Genomic DNA, 17,176 nt, shown 5'->3' with positions numbered 1-17,176 from the left:
CTTCGACCGACTCGCACCGCCAGTCGCCGAGGAGCCACCGATGCTGCCCGTGATCTACTCGATGAGTGTGTCCCTGGACGGTTTTACCGCCGGTCCACACGACGACATAAGCTGGACAGCACCGGATACCGAGCTCATGCGCTTCCACAATGAGCAGACGCGGCAGGTGGCCGCGCACGTGTGCGGCCGCAAACTGTACGAGACCATGCTGGTTTGGGAGACTGCGGAGCAGACCATGACCGAGGCCGACGACCTCGAGTTCGCGCGCATCTGGCAGCCGATTCCCAAAGTGGTGTTCTCCCGCACGCTGAATGCGGTGCGCGGCAACGCCCGGCTCGCCACAACGGATCTCGCGAACGAGCTGAACGCGCTGTGCAATCGGTCGGGAGATGGCGTGGTGGCCATCGACGGAGCGCAGCTCACCGCCGCGGCCATTGCCGAGGATCTGATCGACGAGTATCGGTTGTTCGTGTGCCCAGTGATCATCGGGAGTGGGATCTCGTACTTTCCGCCGCTGCCGCAGTCGCTGGAATTGCAATTGCTCGAATCGCGGACGTTCAGTTCGCGTGTGGTCTATCTGCGATACGGGCGTGTGAGGTGAGTGGGGCGCGGGGACGCGTTTATTTGCGGCTGCTGAACATCCGTGCGGTTCTGAACTGCGAATGCGTCTGAATATTGTTGTATCACAATGCAATTGGGCTATTGCGGGCTGCTATCGCGGAGTAGAATAGGGGTATGAATTCGGGAGGGGAAACCACCATCGCGCAGAGTGTCACCGCGCACGCTGCCATTGTGGAGAACCTGCTCGAATCGCCTCTGTTCTCGTTGCCCGATGCCGAGTTCGTCGAGAAGATGCAGGAACTCGAGACCAGTTTCCGCATGCTCGAAGCGGTGAAGCAACGCTTCGTCCTCGAATGCGGTGTGCGGGGGTTGAACACGCAGGCCGGAGTGAAGAGTCTGATCGTGTTCCTGCAACAGACCCTCCGGATCTCCCACTTCGACGCGGCTGCTCGGGTGCGGAACGCAGACCGGCTCTCCACGGTGTCCGAAGGCAGTCTCCAGCGGCCGCCCGTGTTTCCCCACATTGCTGACGCTCAGCGCGCGGGAGAGATCTCCGCCGAGCACGTGCAAGCGATCGTGAAGGTCCTGGACCGGATCCCCGCGAGCGTGGAACCGAAGCTCAAGGAACTCGCCGAACGCTCCCTGACCGACTACGCACGCACCGGCGACCCCAAAGGCGTGACCCAACTCGGAGTCCGGGTCCTGGCATACACCGACCCCGACGGGGTGTTGACCGCGGACAAGGACCGGCAACGCATGCGCGGGATCTACATCGGGCGTCAACGCGCGGATGGGATGTTCCCGATCTCGGGGTTGCTCACCCCGGAGTTGGGTGCGGTGTTCCTGCCCATGTTCGCCAAGTTCGCGCGCCCCGGCATGTGTAACCCCGATGATCCCGAGAGCCCGCACACCACCGCGCAACTCGGGATCGACACCGAAATCGACGCCGATGACAGTGACGCCGATGCTGCGACCGTCGCCGCGCGTGCGGTGTTGCGGGCTGCTGCCAAGCGTGACCACCGCAGTGAAGCGCAACGCAATCATGATGCGCTGCTGCGGTTCCTGCAGCCCGATATGGGGCCCACCAAGCTCGGCTATCACCGGGGGCTGCCGGTCTCGACCGTGGTGACCATGCGCCTGACGGACCTGGAGCAGCGTACCGGGCTCGCTACCACGAACACCGGTGGCACGCTCTCGATCACCGAAGCGATCAAACTGGCCGCGCGGTCGACCCCGTACCTGGTGATCGTGGACGCCAACGGCCGCCCACTGCACCTCTCCCGTGGTCAACGCCTGGCATCGGTAGAGCAGCGCCTGGCACTCACCGCGGTCGAGCGCGGGTGCACCCGACCCGGATGCGACGCCCCCGCCACCCGCTCCGCAGTCCACCACATCAAGGAGTGGGCTGATGGCGGCGACACCGACATCGAGAACCTGACTTTCGCGTGCGATGCCTGCCACGCACAGATCAACACTGGCCCAAACGGCTGGAAAACGATCGTCATGCCGCCCGATTCGGAGCATCCGGGCAAAACGGGGTGGATACCCCCACCGCATATCGACCCCGCTCGTAGACCTCGGGTGAATTTCAGTCATCACCCGCGTGTGCCGAGTCCTTCGGGTGTGCCGGGTATCCCGGCGCGGCGACTCTGCTAAAGCGCCGCCCTCCAGCCGGAACCCAAACCCCAAACCTCAAAGCCCAACCCCAAGGGCTGAGAGCGGCATCGGTGTTCACTCCAGTGGCCGACGTAGCCGAGACCCGCACGCGCCCTTCGCGTTCCGGCGGGGTTCGGGAGAACAAGCAAGTACAACGCGGCAGTGCTGGTTACTTCGCCTGCCGTACCCGATTTCGGCTCCCCAGCTGGGAGCGCTTTCGCCCTTCCAGCGTGGCTGGATGGCCGTGGGAACCTTCTCGAGACCTACAGACAAAGACTCGTCATCTCTGAATGCTGGTTCTGCCCGAGGTGGTGATTGTGGTGAGCGATAGTTGATTCGAGGCTTGCTTGTACCCCCGCCGGTGGTGGATTCCGTTTATCGGCCCGGTAGGGCCGGTACCGCCGTCGAGGCTCCCAACCCGGGCCCGGCTGGTATTCCGTTATCCAGGCTGCTCTCCCTCGGGAGGGCTGGAACCGTAGTCGAAGCTCCCAATCGGTCCCCGCTGGTATCCCGTTATCCAGGCTGCTCTGCCCCGGCAGGGCTGGAACCGCAGTCGAGGCTCCCCACCGGTCCCCGCTGGTATCCCGTTATCCAGGCTGCTCTGCCCCGGCAGGGCTGGAACCGCAGGCAAGTCCCCTACCGCACAACGCTGGTATCTCGCTATCCAGTCGTCCCGAACCGCAACCACCCACCCAACGCTCCGATCCCCCCGAAACCCAGCCACGCATACCGAACAGCCCCCTACCTGCCCGCCCCTGACACACCCCCACTCTCGACCTCAATGTCACGCCGCTTGACGAACAAGACGATCGCCAACACTGGATAAACCAACACCGGCAGCAACGTCCCCACATACGACTGCTGATCCGCCACCACAGCACTCCCACTGAGCAGCGCGAAATCGAACAACCCGTGAATGACCGAGTTCAGCGCATTCCCCCCGGACACACGCCGAATCAGATAGAAGAAATACCCCGCGAGACTGACCATCACAGCCTGCGGCAGCGCGGAGATGCCATGCCCGACAACATTCGTCAGATGAACAGCACCGAATATCACACTCGACCACAGCGCTACGCGACCTTCGGTCAGCCCGTGCCGGCGCAGTACGGTGACACCGATGCCCCGGAACATGCCCTCTTCGCCCCAGCCGACGAATTGCGTCGCCAGCAAAAGAACGACGATATACACCCAGCCCTTGTCCGCGAGAGCGCTGTAGTCGATGCCGAGGGCGATGGCGATGAGAAATACGATCGGCACCACGCGCACCCACGGCTGAACCGGCCGGTCATCCCGCAGCACCGGCCGCAGCCAGCCCAGATAGGCGGCAATGCCGTAGGTGAAGGCCAAGGCCACGCCGAGTGGGATGATCATGCCGAAGAAGACGCCCCGGGTGGTGAAGAAATCGTCTTCCCCGGAGAGTTTCGACAGCAGAATCCCGCCGCCCTGGATGATTGCGAGGTAAACGACGACGATCGCCGCGAAACCCAGGTAGGTCAGACGACGCGCGGGCCGCTCCCGCGGCGGTACAGCGGATGTTGTGCCCATTCAGCAAAGATAATGCCGTCCGGTCTGTAAGAGTGGCTTACTCGCCGACTAACCCCACAGCGCATGGGTGACGGCGTAGCCCGCAACGGCGGCGATAAGCCCGGCTACGACGCTGCCGATGGCATAGATAGCCGCCGGGCGATAGGCGCGCTGCTCGGTCAGGCGAATCGTCTCGTAGCTGAAAGTGCTGTAGGTGGTGAAAGCGCCACAGAATCCGGTTCCCGCCAACAGCATCCAGGATTGCGCGAGACCCGCGCCGGTGAGCGCGCCCAGCAGTAGGCAGCCCGAGATGTTGACGATTGCTGTGCCCCAGGGGAATCGGCTCTCGTGGCGGGATTGGATGGCGCGATCGAGGAGGTAGCGGGAAGGTGCGCCGAGCGCGGCGCCGAGGATTACCAGCAGTGCGTCCATCAGATCGTCTCCGTCCGGATGGACCGTGCGGCGTAGCGGGTGAGAATCAGCGCGCAGGCGGTGGCCGTGAGGGCTGCGGTCAGGGTGCCGATGAGGTAGGCCGCGGCGGTGACGACCGTGTCCGGATTCAATAGCGCTCGAATGTCGTTGGCGTAGGTGGAGAACGTGGTGAAGCCCCCGAGGATTCCGACGCCCAGGAATGGGCGGACCAGGGGGTGCGCGGGGCGGATTTCGGTGATGACGACCATCAGCACACCCAGCAGGAAGCTGCCCACCACATTGATGACGAATATCGCCCACGGGAATCCTTCGGCGGGGGCAGGCCAGGCGAGGGTGAGGCCGTATCGGCTCAGTGCGCCGAGTGCTCCCCCGGCTGCGATGACGGCGAGCACAGCGCCGTGTGTTCCGCTGATTTCCCGCTTCTGACCTGCATCGGTCGCGTCGAAATCGGGATCGATGGGCATTGGTTCGCCGGGCATGACGTCTCCTACTCCATGGCCGCGCACGCGGATGTGGGGTAGGGACTGTTGGCGGAGATTCCCGCGGTTGTTCCGAATCCAGGTTCGGAGCGGCGAGCCCCACCGCCGCGAGATCGATCCTAGACCGGGTGCTGCCGGACGCCGCGCACGGCCCTCGAGGCCGGGCGTTGCGCTCGGATCGAATCCGATGCCGAGATCGTGTCGGGCGCGGGATCTACGATTGCCCAGGGCCCGAGACGATGGGTTCGGAGAGATCGATGAGGAGCCGATTGTGTCGGACACGTTCGTGGTTGCCGCGCGAATTCCCATGGGGCGGGATGCTTTCGAGCGCTGGCTGGAAACACCCGCACCGGAGCCGGCGGTGATCGAGAATGCCGGCGCCATGTTCGACGGCTGGTTCTGGGATGGGAAGGCGGCCGATTGGGGGCAGGCCGAGGTGGGAGTCACGCCGCGCGAGTACTTCGCGGATTGTTTCGGGGAGGACACCGGCGGGCTCACCTATGTGCTGACCTATCGGGACGGGGCCCTCGAGGCCTATCTCATGCACTTCGGATTCTGTGAGTCGAATATCTACACCGCGCTGCTCATGCTCGCCGCTGCGGGACGGATGAGCGCCTCGGACGCACCGAGTACGGTGCTGTTCTGGGCCGAGACCAGCGGTTCGATGTTCGCGGCCGACTCCACCGGGTGGCTGGCCACGCTGTCCGTGGGAACCGCTGGGGCGCGGTTCGCGGCTGATCTCGATCTCACGCGCACGATCGCGGATCTGCGGGTGGCCGAGGGCAGCTATTTCGATCTGCTCGTGCGGCTGGCCGAGGCCGAGGAATCGACGGGCGAGTCGAGCAGCACCGCGATCGCCCGGGATCCGCGGTACGTGGATGCTGCCGTCCTTGCTCGGGGCTGAGGCACGCGCATGTCACTGCACGTCGTCGAGGACCTGATCGAACAGTCGATCCGCCTGCTCCACGTCGCCTCCCCGAAAGATGATCGCCGCGTACGCGAACGGATAGCCACGCTGTATCGCTACCAGGATGTCTACGACTGCTCCTTCACGCACTTCCGACTGCTGGACATCCTGCTCGAGCGCGGCTTCACCCATCGTTTCGAGCTACGACAGCACCCCGAATACAGCGGCCGCGCAGACTACTTCGAACAGCTCACCGAATTCACCGCGCTGGCCGAGATCGACCCGGAGGAAGATCCCTCGGGCTGGCTCGAAGACGGCTACGTCGATCCGCCCCACCTGTACTGCGATGCGGGAACCGCGCTGTGGCGCACAATGATCCAGTCCGGGCAGATCACGGGCTCCGATGCCGAGCCGCTCGCTCCGGCGCCCCTGGCCGAGGTCGTGCACGAGGTCGTGCGTGCCGCGGAGCACGCCGGCGACGTCGAAACCATTGCCCTGTGGCACGCGCTCGGGTGGCACGGCATCACCGAGGACGCCTGGCTCGATCATCCCCGAGATGATCCGGCGCTGGCCGCTATTCGCGATATCGCACTCCGCACCGGGGCCACGACCTTCGAGCTCGTGAGCGGATATCGCCCCACGCCGGCGTATTACGAGGATGACCCGATCGAAGCCTGGTGGTTCGGCGACGACACAGAATCGCACTGATCCAAAGCATGTCCCGCGCGCTCGCTCGCGCCGAAGATCAGGGTTCCAGCACGGGGGCGAAAGCGAGGCAGACGTGTACGACATCCGACGTCTCATCCTGTTGCGGGACCTGGCCGAACACACCACCATGACCGCGGTCTCGGAGCTGCACGGCATCACCACCTCGGCGGTGTCCCAGCAGTTGCGGATTCTGGAGGAAGAGGTCGGGACGGTTCTCACCCGTCGCGAGGGCCGGGTGCTGCGCTTGACTCCGGCCGGGCGGGTGCTGGTCGATCACACGTCCCGGGTGCTGGCCGCGCTAGAGGAAGCCGAGAGCGCGGTGGCGGCCACCGCCGAGCAGATCAGCGGCGTACTCACCCTGGCGACCTTCCGCACCGCTCAGGTCGGATTGGCGCTGCCGGTGGTGGTGCAGCTGCGCGAGGCGTATCCGCGCTTGCGTGTGCGCGTGGTGGATCTGATGCCGGTGGATTCGGTGCCCGCGGTGCGCCAGCAGGAAGTGGATCTGGCGATCACCTATTCGTATTCGTTCCGCACGCGGGATCTGCCGCTGGGTATGGCCTCGGAGTTCCTGTTCAGCGATCCGCTGGTGCTGCTCGCCCCGGAAGTGTTGCGCGAACGCGTGCTTCAGCACGGTCTGTCGGCCGTGCGGGATGCGGACTGGATCACCGCTCGCGATGGCGCGCCCTCGATCGCGTCGGTGCTCTACGCGTGCCGGGAGTCGGGCTTCGCGCCGCGCATCGAACATCGCAGTGCCAGTTTCGAAGCCATGGCCGAGATGGTGGATTACGGCTTGGGCGTGACCATCGTGCCGCAGATGTCGGTCGCGCCCGAGCATCACCACCTCATCGCCTGCCCGGTGGCCGGGGGCAGTCGGCAGATCGGGGTGACCTACCGGCGTGCCTCCCTGGAACGCCCCGCGGTGGCGGCGGCCATTCACGCGCTGCGCGCGATCGCCCAGCCCCTGCAACTGGCCGGTTGAGCAGGGGCCGAGCGATTGCGCTGCCGTCGAACGGTGCGGCGCGAGGCGAGATCGCGCCGCACGCCGATCAGCTGCGGCGCAGTGCGGGGTCGGCCAGCGCGTCGGGGATCTTGCCGCTGTCGCGCTCGTGGAACAGCGTTCCCGGCGGAACGATGTCGTCGATGCGATCCAGGATGTCGTCACCGAGCACGACTTCTGATGCCTTCAGATACGCGGTCAGGTGGGCTTCGGTGCGCGGTCCGATGATGGCGGAGGTGACGTCCGGGTGTGCCAGGACGAATCCGATGGACAATTCGATGAGCGAGAGCCCGGATTCCTCGGCGAGCACCGACAGTGCCTCGGCGGCCGCTAGTTTGGCGGCATTGTGCTCCGATGCGATGTCGAAGCGACCGGGGATGAGATCGGCGCGGAAGGATTCGGGCTGCTCGGCGCCCACCCGGTAGTTGCCCGAGAGCCAGCCCGCGGCAAGGGGGCCGAAGGTGATGACGCCCAGTCCGTATTCACGGGCGATGGGCAGGGTCTCGCGCTCGATGCCGCGAACGAGCGGGGAGTACGGAACCTGTTCGGTGGCCGGGCGATTGAGTTTGCGGCGGTCGGCCACCCACTGCGCTTCGATCAGCTCACCGGGCGAGAACACCGAGGTGCCGTAGTACCGGATCTTGCCCGCGCGCACGAGATCATCGAGCGCGCCGATGGTTTCGTCCACCGCGGTCACGGTTTCGGGGCGATGCACCTGGTACAGGTCCAGGTGGTCGACGTCGAGGCGGCGCAGCGAATCCTCCACCGCGCGCACGATCCAGCGGCGGGAGTTGCCGCGGTGGGTGAGGTCGTCGTCCACGATCCCGTGGAATTTGCTGGCCAGGATGATCTGATCGCGCCGCCCGCGCAGCGCCTTGCCGACGATGATTTCCGATTCCCCGCGCGAATAGGTGTCGGCGGTGTCGATGATATTGATTCCGGCATCGAGTGCCCGGTGGATCAGGGCGATCGATTCCTCATGGGTGGTCTTGGCGCGCGCGCCGAAGTTCATGGCGCCCAGGGTGAACGGGCTCACGCGCACGCCGGTGCGGCCCAGGGTGCGAAGGTCGGAAAGGCTCATCGGACGGCTCCTGACAGGGTGCGGCGGCGGGTGCGGGAATCGGTGAGCGAGGGCGGCAGATAGCCCTCGTCGGCGGGGCTGATGGTGACCCCGGGCGCGACGATCTCATCGATGCGGTCCAAGACGTCGGCGCTGAGCTTCACCTGGACCGCGTCGAGCTGGGTTTCGAGCTGTTCCAGGGTGCGCGGGCCGATGAGCACGCTGCTGACCGCGGGGTGCTGGAGTACGAACGCCAGCGCGAGCTGCACCAGGGTGAGCCCGGCGTCGTCGGCGAGCACGGCCAGCTGCTCGGCGGCGGCCCGCTTGCGCTGATTGGCGGCCAGCGCCGGATCGTGCCGGTGCGGCTGGCGGGTCAGGCGGCTGGATTCGGCGGCTTCCGCACCCGGGCGGTAGCGGCCCGAGAGCCAGCCGCCCGCGAGCGGACTCCAGGTCAGCACGCCCAGACCGTATTTCCGGGCGATCGGCAGGGTGGCGCGCTCGGCGCCGCGCGCCAGGATCGAGTACGGCGGCTGTTCGGTGACCGGCGGTTGCAGATTGCGGTCGTCGGCCACCCATTGCGCGGTGACCAGCTGATGCGGCTCGAACGTGGTGGTGCCGTAGTACCGGATCTTGCCCGCGGTGACCAGGTCGTGCAGTGCGCGCAGTGTTTCCTCCAGCGGCACATCGGGATCGGGCCGGTGCACCTGGTAGAGGTCGAGGTGGTCGGTGTTCAGCCGGCGCAGGCTGTCCTCGACCGCGCGCACGATCCAGCGCCGCGAGTTGCCACGGCTGTTGGGGTCGTTGCCGATCTGCCCGTGGAACTTGCTGGCCAGGAACACATCGTCACGCCGGCCCGCCAGGGCCTTGCCGACGATGGCCTCGTTCTCGCCCTGCGAATACACATCGGCGGTGTCGACGACGTTGATGCCGGCGTCCAGCGCGCGGTGCACGATGCGTACCGCGTCGTCGTGGTCGCGATTGGCCCAGGCGCCGAAGTTCATGGCGCCCAGCGCGAGTGGGCTGACCAGCACGCCGGTGTGGCCGAGATAGCGCAATGTCATGGGGGAATTCACTTTCTGCCGGAGTCCGGCGCGACGGGGGCGGATCGGGCGATGGCCGCCCGGCCCAGACCGGTAATGACGAGATCGCTCTGCGGGGAATGGATTCGGCCGACCATGGCGTCGCGGTGGTGCCGTTCGAGCGGATGCCGCCGGTCCAGTCCGGGATTGCCGGTGAGGTCGAGGGCGGATTCGGTGACCCGGATCGCGGTGCCGGTGGCGACGTGCTTGGCCAGCCCGGGTAGCGGGGTGTTCTCGTCGGCGGCCAGTTCGGTCACGGCCCGGCGCAGCAGCGCACGGCTGGTGAGGACGGCGGCTTCGATCTCGCCGACGCGATCGTGGAAGCGCGGCACCGTCGCCAGGGATGCCCCGAGCGCGGTCGGCACCCGGGTGTGCAGGTAGGCGGTGAGCCAGTCCCGGGCCGCGATGGCGACGCCGTTGTAGTTGGCCGCCAGCAGTATCGGCAGCGCCTGCCGCGCGGGACGCGGCCCGGGCGCGCCCGGCTCGCGCAGTTCGAGCAGCCGGGAGTTGGGCACGACGGTGCCGTCGAAGATCACCGATTGGGTGTCCGAGGCGCGCAGGCCGAGGTGATTCCAGGTGGGCTCGATGCGCCAGTCGGTGGCGGTCCGGTCGAGCAGGAAGGTCGCGATGCGGGGTTCGGGATCGGCGGTGCGGGTGGTGACGGTGAACCAGGTGAGCCCGGAAACACCGGTGGCGTACGCCTTCTCGCCGTCGATGCGCCAGTCACCCGAGGGCAGGCGGGTGGCGGTGGTGGCGGGCAGGCCGCCGCGGGCCAGACTGCCCAGCTCGCGTTCCACCGCGAAACCGTTGAAGAGCGCGCCGTCGGCCGCGGCCGAGCGCAGTACCGCTTCCTTGAGATCCTCGGGCCACGGACAGTCCTCGCGAATCAAGCCCAGATGGTTCACGAAGTTCCACTGCAGGATCAGCCCGACCGAGGGATCGGCCGCGCCGATGCGCTCGATCACCTCGACTGCTTCGGCCAGACCCGCGCCCCGTCCGCCGAATTCGACGGGGACGGTCAGGCCCGGCACGCCGGCCTCGCGCAGTGCGGCGAACGAATCGGCCGGGAACACCGCGGCGCGGTCGTAGCGTTCGGCGTTGCCGGCGACCACCGCGAGGGCGGCCGCGAAGGCGTCTTCGTCCAATCCGGTGGCGGGGGTGGTTCTTTCGGCTACCGCGGTCATGGGCGGGTCACCTTCCTTCTCGTAGCGTGGGGTATCAGGCCCGGACCAGTTGCGGCACGGCGGTGTCGACGCCGGGCACCGCGGCCAGCAGCTCGCGGGTGTAGTCGGCGCGCGGGTCGGTGAAAACGTCGGCGACCGTGCCGGTTTCGACGACCCGGCCCGCGCGCAGGACCGTCACCTCGTCGGCGATGAGCCGGACCACGCCCAGGTCGTGGGTGATGAACAGATAGGTCAGGCCCTGTTCGTGCTGGAGATCGACGAGCAGTTGCAGGATCTGGGCCTGCACCGAGACGTCCAGGGCCGAGACCGCCTCGTCCAGGACCAGAATCCGCGGCGACGCGGCCAGCGCGCGGGCGATCGCCACGCGCTGGCGTTGCCCGCCGGAGAGTTCGGCGGGCTTGCGGTCCAGGAACTTCCGGTCCAGGGCCACCGCGTCGAGCAGTTCGCGCACCCGAGCTTTGCGATCGGCGCCGGTGGCCAGCCCGAGCGCCGCCAGCGGTTCGGCGATGATCTGCTCGACGTCGAATCGCGGATCCAGCGACGAATACGGGTTCTGATGCACGAACTGGATGCGGGTGCGCACCGGGCGGAATCGCCGCCGGGACAGGCCCGTGACGCGCTGGTCCTCGACCCAGATGTCCCCGGAGTCGGCGGCGGCGAAACCGACCGCGATGCGGGCCACGGTGGATTTACCCGCACCCGACTCCCTCACCAGGGCGTGGGTGGTGCCCGCGGTGACGTCGATGGAGACGTCGTCCACCGCGCGCACGCCCCCGAACGATTTGCTCAACTCGTGCAGGCGCAGGATCACCCGCGGTGACTCCTGGTCGCCGACAGCCTTCTTCGGTGTCGCGACCGAGGGGGCGAGCCGGTCCGCGTGCGCGGACGGTGCCGCCGCGATCAATCGGCGGGTGTACTCCTGGCGTGGGTCGGACAGGAGCTCGGCCGTCGGCCCCTGCTCCACGATGCGCCCGTGTTGCATCACGATCAGCCGATCCGATCGCTCGGCCGCCACACCGAGATCGTGGGTGATCAACAGCACGCCCAGTCCGAGCGTGACCCGCAGTTCGGCCAGCCGGTCCAGGATGACCTTCTGCACGGTCACGTCCAGCGCCGAGGTCGGCTCGTCGGCGACCAGCAGCGCGGGATCGCTGGCCAGCGCGATGGCGATCAGCACGCGCTGTTTCATCCCGCCGGACAGCTCGTGCGGGTACTGCCGGGCGACCCGTTCGGGATCGGCGAGTCCCGCCAGGTCGAGTTTGGCCAGCACCAGTGCGCGGCCGGTTTCCGAATCGACGCGGCGGTGCAGGCGTACCGCCTCCAGGATCTGCGCGCCGACCCGTTTCACCGGATTGAGCGAGGTGCCTGGATCCTGTGGGACGAAGCCGACGAAGGGCCCGCGCACCCGCGCGAGTTTGCGGTCGCGCCAGCCGCGGGTGTCCTGGCCATCCAGCTCCAGGGCGTCGGCGCGAACCTGGGCCTCGGGCGGCAGCAGATGCAGGGCCGCGTGCACGGTGGTGCTCTTGCCGGAGCCGGATTCGCCCACCACCGAGACGAATTCGCCCGGTCGTACCGCGAGCGACACCCCGTCCACGGCGGGCGTCGCGCTCGCTCCGCGGCGGGTTCGATAGCGCACGCGCAGATTGTCGATGCGCAGCAATGGTTGTTCGCTCATCAGGAGCCTCCCAGCGATCGTCCGATGCGGTTGGTGGACAGCACGACCACGGCGATGAGCACGCCGGGCAGGATCGAGATCCACGGGTAGGTGGCCAGGAAGTCCCGGCCCTCGGCCACGGCCAGACCCCATTCCGGTTGCGGCGGCGGCGCACCGTAGCCGAGGAAACCCAGCGCGGCCACGGCCAGCACCGCCGAACCGCATTCCAGGGCGGCCAGAGCCAGCACGGCGGCAACGGAGTTGGGCAGCACGTGCCGCCACACCACCCGGCCGAAACCGGCTCCGGACCCGTACGCGGCCTCCACGTAATCGCTGCCCGCGACCTTGAGCACTTCCGAGCGCATCACCCGCGCGAACGCGGCCACCGCCGAGATGCCCACCGCGACCGCGATATTGATCGTGCCGTAGCCGAGGGCGGTGACCACGGTCATGGCCAGCAGCAGACTCGGAATCGCCAGCAGCACATCGACGAATCGCATGACCACCGCATCCACCCGGCCGCCGATGAATCCGCTGAACAGGCCGATCGCCGCACCGATCACGAATCCGAGCGCCACGGCCAGCAGCGTGGCGCTGACCGTGGTCGCGGTGCCGTGAATGGTGCGCGAGAGCAGATCCCGGCCCAGCCGGTCGGTGCCGAACAGGTGGTCCAGGCTGGGCGCGCTGAAGCTGGCGTCCGAGTCGCCCTCGTTGGGGTCGTAACCGGTGAACCAGGACGGCAGCAGTGCCCACAGCACCACGACCCCGATCACGGCCCAGGAAATCGCCAGTCCCAGCGGCACCCGCCGCAGCGCGGTCACGACGCGCTCCCGGCCCGCAGCCGCGAACGCAGCCGGGGGTCGAGCACCGGATAGATGAGATCGACCGCGAAATTGACGGTGACGAACACCAGCGCGGCGAAGACCACCACGGCCTGCACCACCGGAACGTCCTGGGTGCGGACCGCGGTTTCGGTGAGCCGGCCCAGCCCCGAGCGCGAGAAGATCGTCTCCACGATCACCGCGCCCGCGAGCAACTGCCCCAGGGTCACCCCGGCGATGGTGAGCGCGGGCAGGCCCGCGTTCTTGAGCACATCGCGCACCAGGACCTGGAAACGGGTGGCGCCCTTGGCGACCGAGACCGTCACGTAGCCCGCGCGCAATCCCAGATCCAGGTTCTTGATCAGCAGTTGCGCGATCGGCGCGGATACGGGGATCGCCAGGGTCACCGCGGGCAGCACCAGCGCGGCCGCGCCCTCGTTGCCGATCGGCGGGAACCAGCCGAGCTGGAACGAGAACACCTGCAGCACGGCCAATCCCACCAGGAACACCGGAACCGACACCCCCGCCGCCGGAACGGTGGCCAGCAGATCCGCCAGCCATCGGCTGCGGGTGTAGGCCGCGGCCAGGGCCACCGTGAACGCCAGTGCCACCGCCAGTACCAGGGCGACCCCGGCCAGCAGCGCCGTCTGCGGCAGCACCGACAGGATGAGCGGCCACACCTGCTCGCCGGTGCGGGTGGAGATGCCGAAATCACCACGCGCGGCGTCGAACAGGCGGTTCAGGTACTGGCCGGCGAGGTTGTGATCGAGGCCGTAGTACACCCGCGCGTCGTGCTTGTCCTGGGCGGTCATCATCTCGCCCTCGGTGGGGTTGAACAGCATGTCCACCGTGTCGTACGGCAGGACGTACAGCAGCAGGAAGGTCACCGTGTACGCGCCCCACACCACGAACACCGCCTGACCCGCCTTGGCGAGCACATATCGGGTCATCGCACTACCTCGCCTCGATCCAGGTGTCGTAGAAGACGTTCCGGGACTGCGCCTCGTAGCCCACGTTGTGCACGCGCGGGTTCGCCGCGGTGACCTGGGCCGGGTTGTAGACCGGGACGGTGAGGATCTGATCCTCGAGCAGGAAGCGCTGGGCCGCCTCGGCCGCCTTGGCCCGCGGGCCGGCCTCGAGGGTCTTGCTCAGCGCGCTCAGGACGTCGATCGCCTGCTGGTAGGCCGGATTTTCCGGGGCCAGCTTCGTCATGTTCGTGTACTGCGGGGAGTAGACCTGTTCCAGCACCGCGATGTCGGCGCGACTCTGGTTGGCCACCTGGATGTTCCAGCGCTGCTGCTGGGTCGCGGCGGCGGTGTAGTCCGGGATGGGCAGCACGTTCAGCTTCACCTCGATGCCGATCTTGCGCAGGTCCTGCTGGATCAGCTCGTAGGCGGGCTTGTTGTTGACCAGGTTGTTGATCCCGAGCAGGTCGAGTTCGAGCCGGCGGCCCTGGCGGTCCACTCGGATGCCGTCCGAACCCTTGGTCCAGCCCGCGGCGTCCAGGATCTGCTCGGCGCGCTTCTGGTCCTGCTTCAGGCTCGCGGAGAAGTCGACCCAGCCGGGCACCCGCTTGGACACCACCGAGCTCGACACGGTGTAGCTGGGGGTGAGCACGGTCTTGGCCAGCGCGTCCCGGTTCCAGCCCAGTTTGACGGCCTCGCGGACCGCGCGATCATCGGTCGGGAAGCGATCGGTCTTGAGGTCGAGGGAGATGTCGCGGCCCGGAATGAGCTGCGGCACCAGGCGATACCCTTCGGCCTGCAACGGCGCCTCGTCGGTGTTGTTCACATCCAGGATGGCGTCCACGGTGCCCGCGCGCAGTGCGCCGGTGCGCACGCCGGCCTCCGGGATGACCGAGATCTCGACCGTGTCGAGGTACGCCTCACCTTGGTGCTTGCGAGATTGCGGCGCCCAGTTGTAGCCCGGGCGCTTCTTCAGCACGGTCTTCTGCTGGTACACGTGCTCGGCAACGGTGAACGGGCCGGTGGCCACGATGTTCTTGGCCAGCGCCCGCTGCTCCTTGGGCAACTGCAGCGTGGAATGACCGACGATGCCGGAGAAGTACAGCGAAAGGGCCTGCGGGAAACCGGCATTGGGGCGTTCGAAGCGCACCTTGACGGTCACCGGGTCGATCACGGTGGTCTCGGCGTAGCCGACCCAGTAGGCGGTCACCGGAACGATGCCCAGCGCCTTGTCACCGCGCCCGAGCAGGTCGAAGTTCTCCTTGACCGAGTCGGCGGTGAACTTGCTGCCGTCGCTGAAGGTGACGTCGTCGCGCAGGTGGAAGGTGAACTCCTTCAGCGCCGGATCGATGTCCCAGGACTTGGCCAGCCAGGGTTCGATGGCCCCGGTATCGGGATTCTGATAGGTCAGTTTGTCGGTGATATTGCTGGTGATCAACGACTCCGGGTAGGAACTGCCCGAATGCGGGTCGAGATTCGCCGGAGCGTCCAGCACCGCGAATCGCAATGTCCCACCGGACACCGGCGGACCGCTGTCGTCGCCGCCGGAGACCTTGTTCCCGGATGCCGCGCATCCGGTCAATACCGCCGCGACGAGTGCAGTGGCCACGGCGAGCGCGCTCGCCTTCGCGAATTTGCCTGAGGGCATGTGAGAGAACTCCTGAATGAATCGAATCTGCCCGCAAGTGTGCATAGGCGGCCCGGGTGGAACAACCAAGCTGATCTACCGGATTCGTTCAGTTTTCGTGAAAGGTTCAGGCGGATACCGCGCTTCGGACCTGCGGTTTTACGTGCGCGCGCCCGCGACGAGCTGTTCGAAACAACTGGAATCGCGGCGAATTTATTTGTCCTGTCGGCGCTTCGCGCAGATCAGGCGCCGTGCGCGAGTAATCGGCGCAATCACTATTCGGATCGCGCCCGATTTCCGGGTTGATAATCCGGATATCGATATGCCGCCGACGGTACGCGCCCGGCCGCATTCTTCAGCTGAACTGAACGAAAGGTGTCCGATGACAGCGGGTACTACCGCAACCGACCCGGCGGCCGCCGTCACCGCGGCCGACGGCCATCCGCTGGTTGTCCGGGTGCGGGAGTACGCGGAGACCGTGCTGCGACCCGCCGCGCTGCGGACCGACCGCGACGGCGTCCCGGCCCGGCGGATCAGCGAACTCGCCGCGCTCGGACTGCTCAATCACACCGCGCCGGTCGAGTTCGGTGGCGCGGGCATCGACCGCAATACCGATCGGCGGTTGCACGAGATCATCTCGGGGGCCTGCTTCAACACCTGGCTGATCTGGGCACAGCACGCGCCCATGGCCGGGCGCATCGCCGAATCCCGTACGCCGGAAACGGTTCTGCCCGAGCTGGCCGAGCGCGTGCTGCGCGGTGAGGTGCTGCTGGGCGCCGGGGTGAGCGATGTGCGCCGCTACCCCAAGCACTACCTGCGGGCGCGCAGGTCCGTGGGCGGGTGGACCTTCGACGGGACCATCTCCTGGGTCAGCGGCTGGGGGCTGCACGCCGCGCTGGCGCTGGCCGCGGTGGATCCGGAGACCGAGACCGTGGTGACAGCACTCGTCCCGGTCGGCGAGCGGATCACCAGCGCGGGACCGCTGCCGCTGAGCGCGGTCACCGGCAGCCGGACCGCACGGGTGCGCATCGATCAGGTCTTCGTGCCGGAGTCGCACGTGCTGCTCACGCATTCGCTCGAGCGTTCTCGCCATCTCGATATCGGGGTGGCCAGCGACGCGCGCGGGCATCACTTCGGACTGGCCGAGACCGTACTCACCGAGCTGGAGCACACCGAGTCCGCACGCGAGGTGGCCCGGGCTTGGCGGCCGCGGGTCGCCGAGATCCGTTCCACCGCCTACGCACTCGCCGACGAGTCGGTGGCGCGCGGCGGCGGCGATCATCGACTGGCCGAACGGCTCGCCGCCAAGGTCGCCAGCGGCGAGGCGCTCTCGGTACTCACCCGCGCACTGCTCATCGCTCGCGCCGGGCGCGGGCTCGGCACCGACGACACCGCCCAATTGCACGCGCGCTCCGCGCTTTTCGTCCTGGTCCAGGGGCAGACCACCGACGTTCGCCGGGCCCAGCTGGCCCGGCTCGCCCGCTGAGCCGGACAACCACCCTTCTCCACGAACAGGAGC

At 67.3% G+C, this 17,176-nt stretch carries 16 protein-coding genes; 6 read left to right on the top strand and 10 right to left on the bottom strand.

Annotation, left to right across the window (positions count from 1 at the left end):
- Window positions 1-40: 40 nt before the first annotated feature.
- The gene (locus ABZ319_RS11035; RefSeq protein ID WP_354986192.1) at window positions 41-601 is read left to right on the top strand and encodes a dihydrofolate reductase family protein; all 561 of its coding nucleotides are present in this window, start codon (window positions 41-43) and stop codon (window positions 599-601) included.
- Window positions 602-735: 134 nt separating this feature from the next.
- On the top strand, window positions 736-2,217 hold the full coding sequence (locus tag ABZ319_RS11030; RefSeq protein ID WP_354986191.1) for a DUF222 domain-containing protein: 1,482 nt from the start codon (window positions 736-738) through the stop codon (window positions 2,215-2,217).
- A gap of 741 nt (window positions 2,218-2,958) precedes the next feature.
- On the opposite strand, the gene ABZ319_RS11025 is transcribed toward ABZ319_RS11030, so the two are convergent.
- The 3 genes from ABZ319_RS11025 to crcB (ABZ319_RS11015) are packed head-to-tail and all read right to left on the bottom strand — an operon-like array spanning window position 2,959 to window position 4,655.
- Window positions 2,959-3,765: a CPBP family intramembrane glutamic endopeptidase gene (locus ABZ319_RS11025; protein WP_354986190.1), complete on the bottom strand. Its 807-nt coding sequence runs from the start codon at window positions 3,763-3,765 to the stop codon at window positions 2,959-2,961.
- Window positions 3,766-3,813: 48 nt separating this feature from the next.
- On the bottom strand, window positions 3,814-4,176 hold the full coding sequence (gene crcB, locus ABZ319_RS11020; protein WP_354986189.1) for a fluoride efflux transporter CrcB: 363 nt from the start codon (window positions 4,174-4,176) through the stop codon (window positions 3,814-3,816).
- Window positions 4,176-4,655, bottom strand: a complete 480-nt coding sequence (gene crcB, locus ABZ319_RS11015) for a fluoride efflux transporter CrcB (protein ID WP_354986188.1) — start codon at window positions 4,653-4,655, stop codon at window positions 4,176-4,178. Before crcB (ABZ319_RS11015) ends, crcB (ABZ319_RS11020) begins: the two co-directional genes overlap by 1 nt.
- A 271-nt stretch (window positions 4,656-4,926) precedes the next feature.
- Here crcB (ABZ319_RS11015) and ABZ319_RS11010 point away from each other — a divergent pair, with 271 nt between their 5' ends.
- From ABZ319_RS11010 to ABZ319_RS11000, 3 genes are all read left to right on the top strand, one after another.
- Entirely contained in the window at window positions 4,927-5,559 is a 633-nt protein-coding gene (locus tag ABZ319_RS11010) for a hypothetical protein (RefSeq protein ID WP_354986187.1), read from the top strand.
- Window positions 5,560-5,568: 9 nt separating this feature from the next.
- On the top strand, window positions 5,569-6,270 hold the full coding sequence (locus ABZ319_RS11005; RefSeq protein ID WP_354986186.1) for a hypothetical protein: 702 nt from the start codon (window positions 5,569-5,571) through the stop codon (window positions 6,268-6,270).
- A 73-nt stretch (window positions 6,271-6,343) separates the two neighbouring features.
- Complete coding sequence (locus ABZ319_RS11000) at window positions 6,344-7,249, top strand: LysR substrate-binding domain-containing protein (RefSeq protein ID WP_354986185.1); 906 nt, start codon at window positions 6,344-6,346, stop codon at window positions 7,247-7,249.
- A 67-nt stretch (window positions 7,250-7,316) separates the two neighbouring features.
- On the opposite strand, the gene ABZ319_RS10995 is transcribed toward ABZ319_RS11000, so the two are convergent.
- From ABZ319_RS10995 to ABZ319_RS10965, 7 genes are read right to left on the bottom strand one after another with little or no spacing between them, the layout of a single operon-like run.
- The gene (locus tag ABZ319_RS10995) at window positions 7,317-8,348 is read right to left on the bottom strand and encodes an aldo/keto reductase (protein WP_354986184.1); all 1,032 of its coding nucleotides are present in this window, start codon (window positions 8,346-8,348) and stop codon (window positions 7,317-7,319) included.
- Window positions 8,345-9,388 (bottom strand): aldo/keto reductase, encoded by a 1,044-nt coding sequence (locus ABZ319_RS10990; protein WP_354986183.1) that lies wholly within the window; start codon window positions 9,386-9,388, stop codon window positions 8,345-8,347. Before ABZ319_RS10990 ends, ABZ319_RS10995 begins: the two co-directional genes overlap by 4 nt.
- 8 nt (window positions 9,389-9,396) lie before the next feature.
- Window positions 9,397-10,590 carry an acyl-CoA dehydrogenase family protein gene (locus ABZ319_RS10985; RefSeq protein WP_354986182.1) on the bottom strand — a complete coding sequence of 398 codons (1,194 nt, stop codon included), beginning with the start codon at window positions 10,588-10,590 and terminating at the stop codon, window positions 9,397-9,399.
- A 34-nt stretch (window positions 10,591-10,624) separates the two neighbouring features.
- The gene (locus ABZ319_RS10980) at window positions 10,625-12,265 is read right to left on the bottom strand and encodes an ABC transporter ATP-binding protein (protein WP_354986181.1); all 1,641 of its coding nucleotides are present in this window, start codon (window positions 12,263-12,265) and stop codon (window positions 10,625-10,627) included.
- Window positions 12,265-13,065 carry an ABC transporter permease gene (locus tag ABZ319_RS10975; protein ID WP_354986180.1) on the bottom strand — a complete coding sequence of 267 codons (801 nt, stop codon included), beginning with the start codon at window positions 13,063-13,065 and terminating at the stop codon, window positions 12,265-12,267. Before ABZ319_RS10975 ends, ABZ319_RS10980 begins: the two co-directional genes overlap by 1 nt.
- The gene (locus ABZ319_RS10970) at window positions 13,062-14,015 is read right to left on the bottom strand and encodes an ABC transporter permease (protein WP_354986179.1); all 954 of its coding nucleotides are present in this window, start codon (window positions 14,013-14,015) and stop codon (window positions 13,062-13,064) included. The genes ABZ319_RS10975 and ABZ319_RS10970 overlap by 4 nt, the downstream gene beginning before the upstream one ends.
- A gap of 4 nt (window positions 14,016-14,019) precedes the next feature.
- Window positions 14,020-15,678: an ABC transporter substrate-binding protein gene (locus tag ABZ319_RS10965; RefSeq protein WP_354986178.1), complete on the bottom strand. Its 1,659-nt coding sequence runs from the start codon at window positions 15,676-15,678 to the stop codon at window positions 14,020-14,022.
- 361 nt (window positions 15,679-16,039) lie between these two features.
- Here ABZ319_RS10965 and ABZ319_RS10960 point away from each other — a divergent pair, with 361 nt between their 5' ends.
- Window positions 16,040-17,143, top strand: coding sequence for an acyl-CoA dehydrogenase family protein (locus ABZ319_RS10960; RefSeq protein WP_354986177.1), 1,104 nt, complete (start codon window positions 16,040-16,042; stop codon window positions 17,141-17,143).
- The last annotated feature ends 33 nt before the right edge of the window (window positions 17,144-17,176 follow it).

It is taken from the genome of Nocardia sp. NPDC005978, from assembly GCF_040614455.1.
GTDB lineage: Bacteria > Actinomycetota > Actinomycetes > Mycobacteriales > Mycobacteriaceae > Nocardia.
Note: the sequence above shows the minus strand (reverse complement) of the source record. Positions and strands in the feature narration are given on the sequence as shown.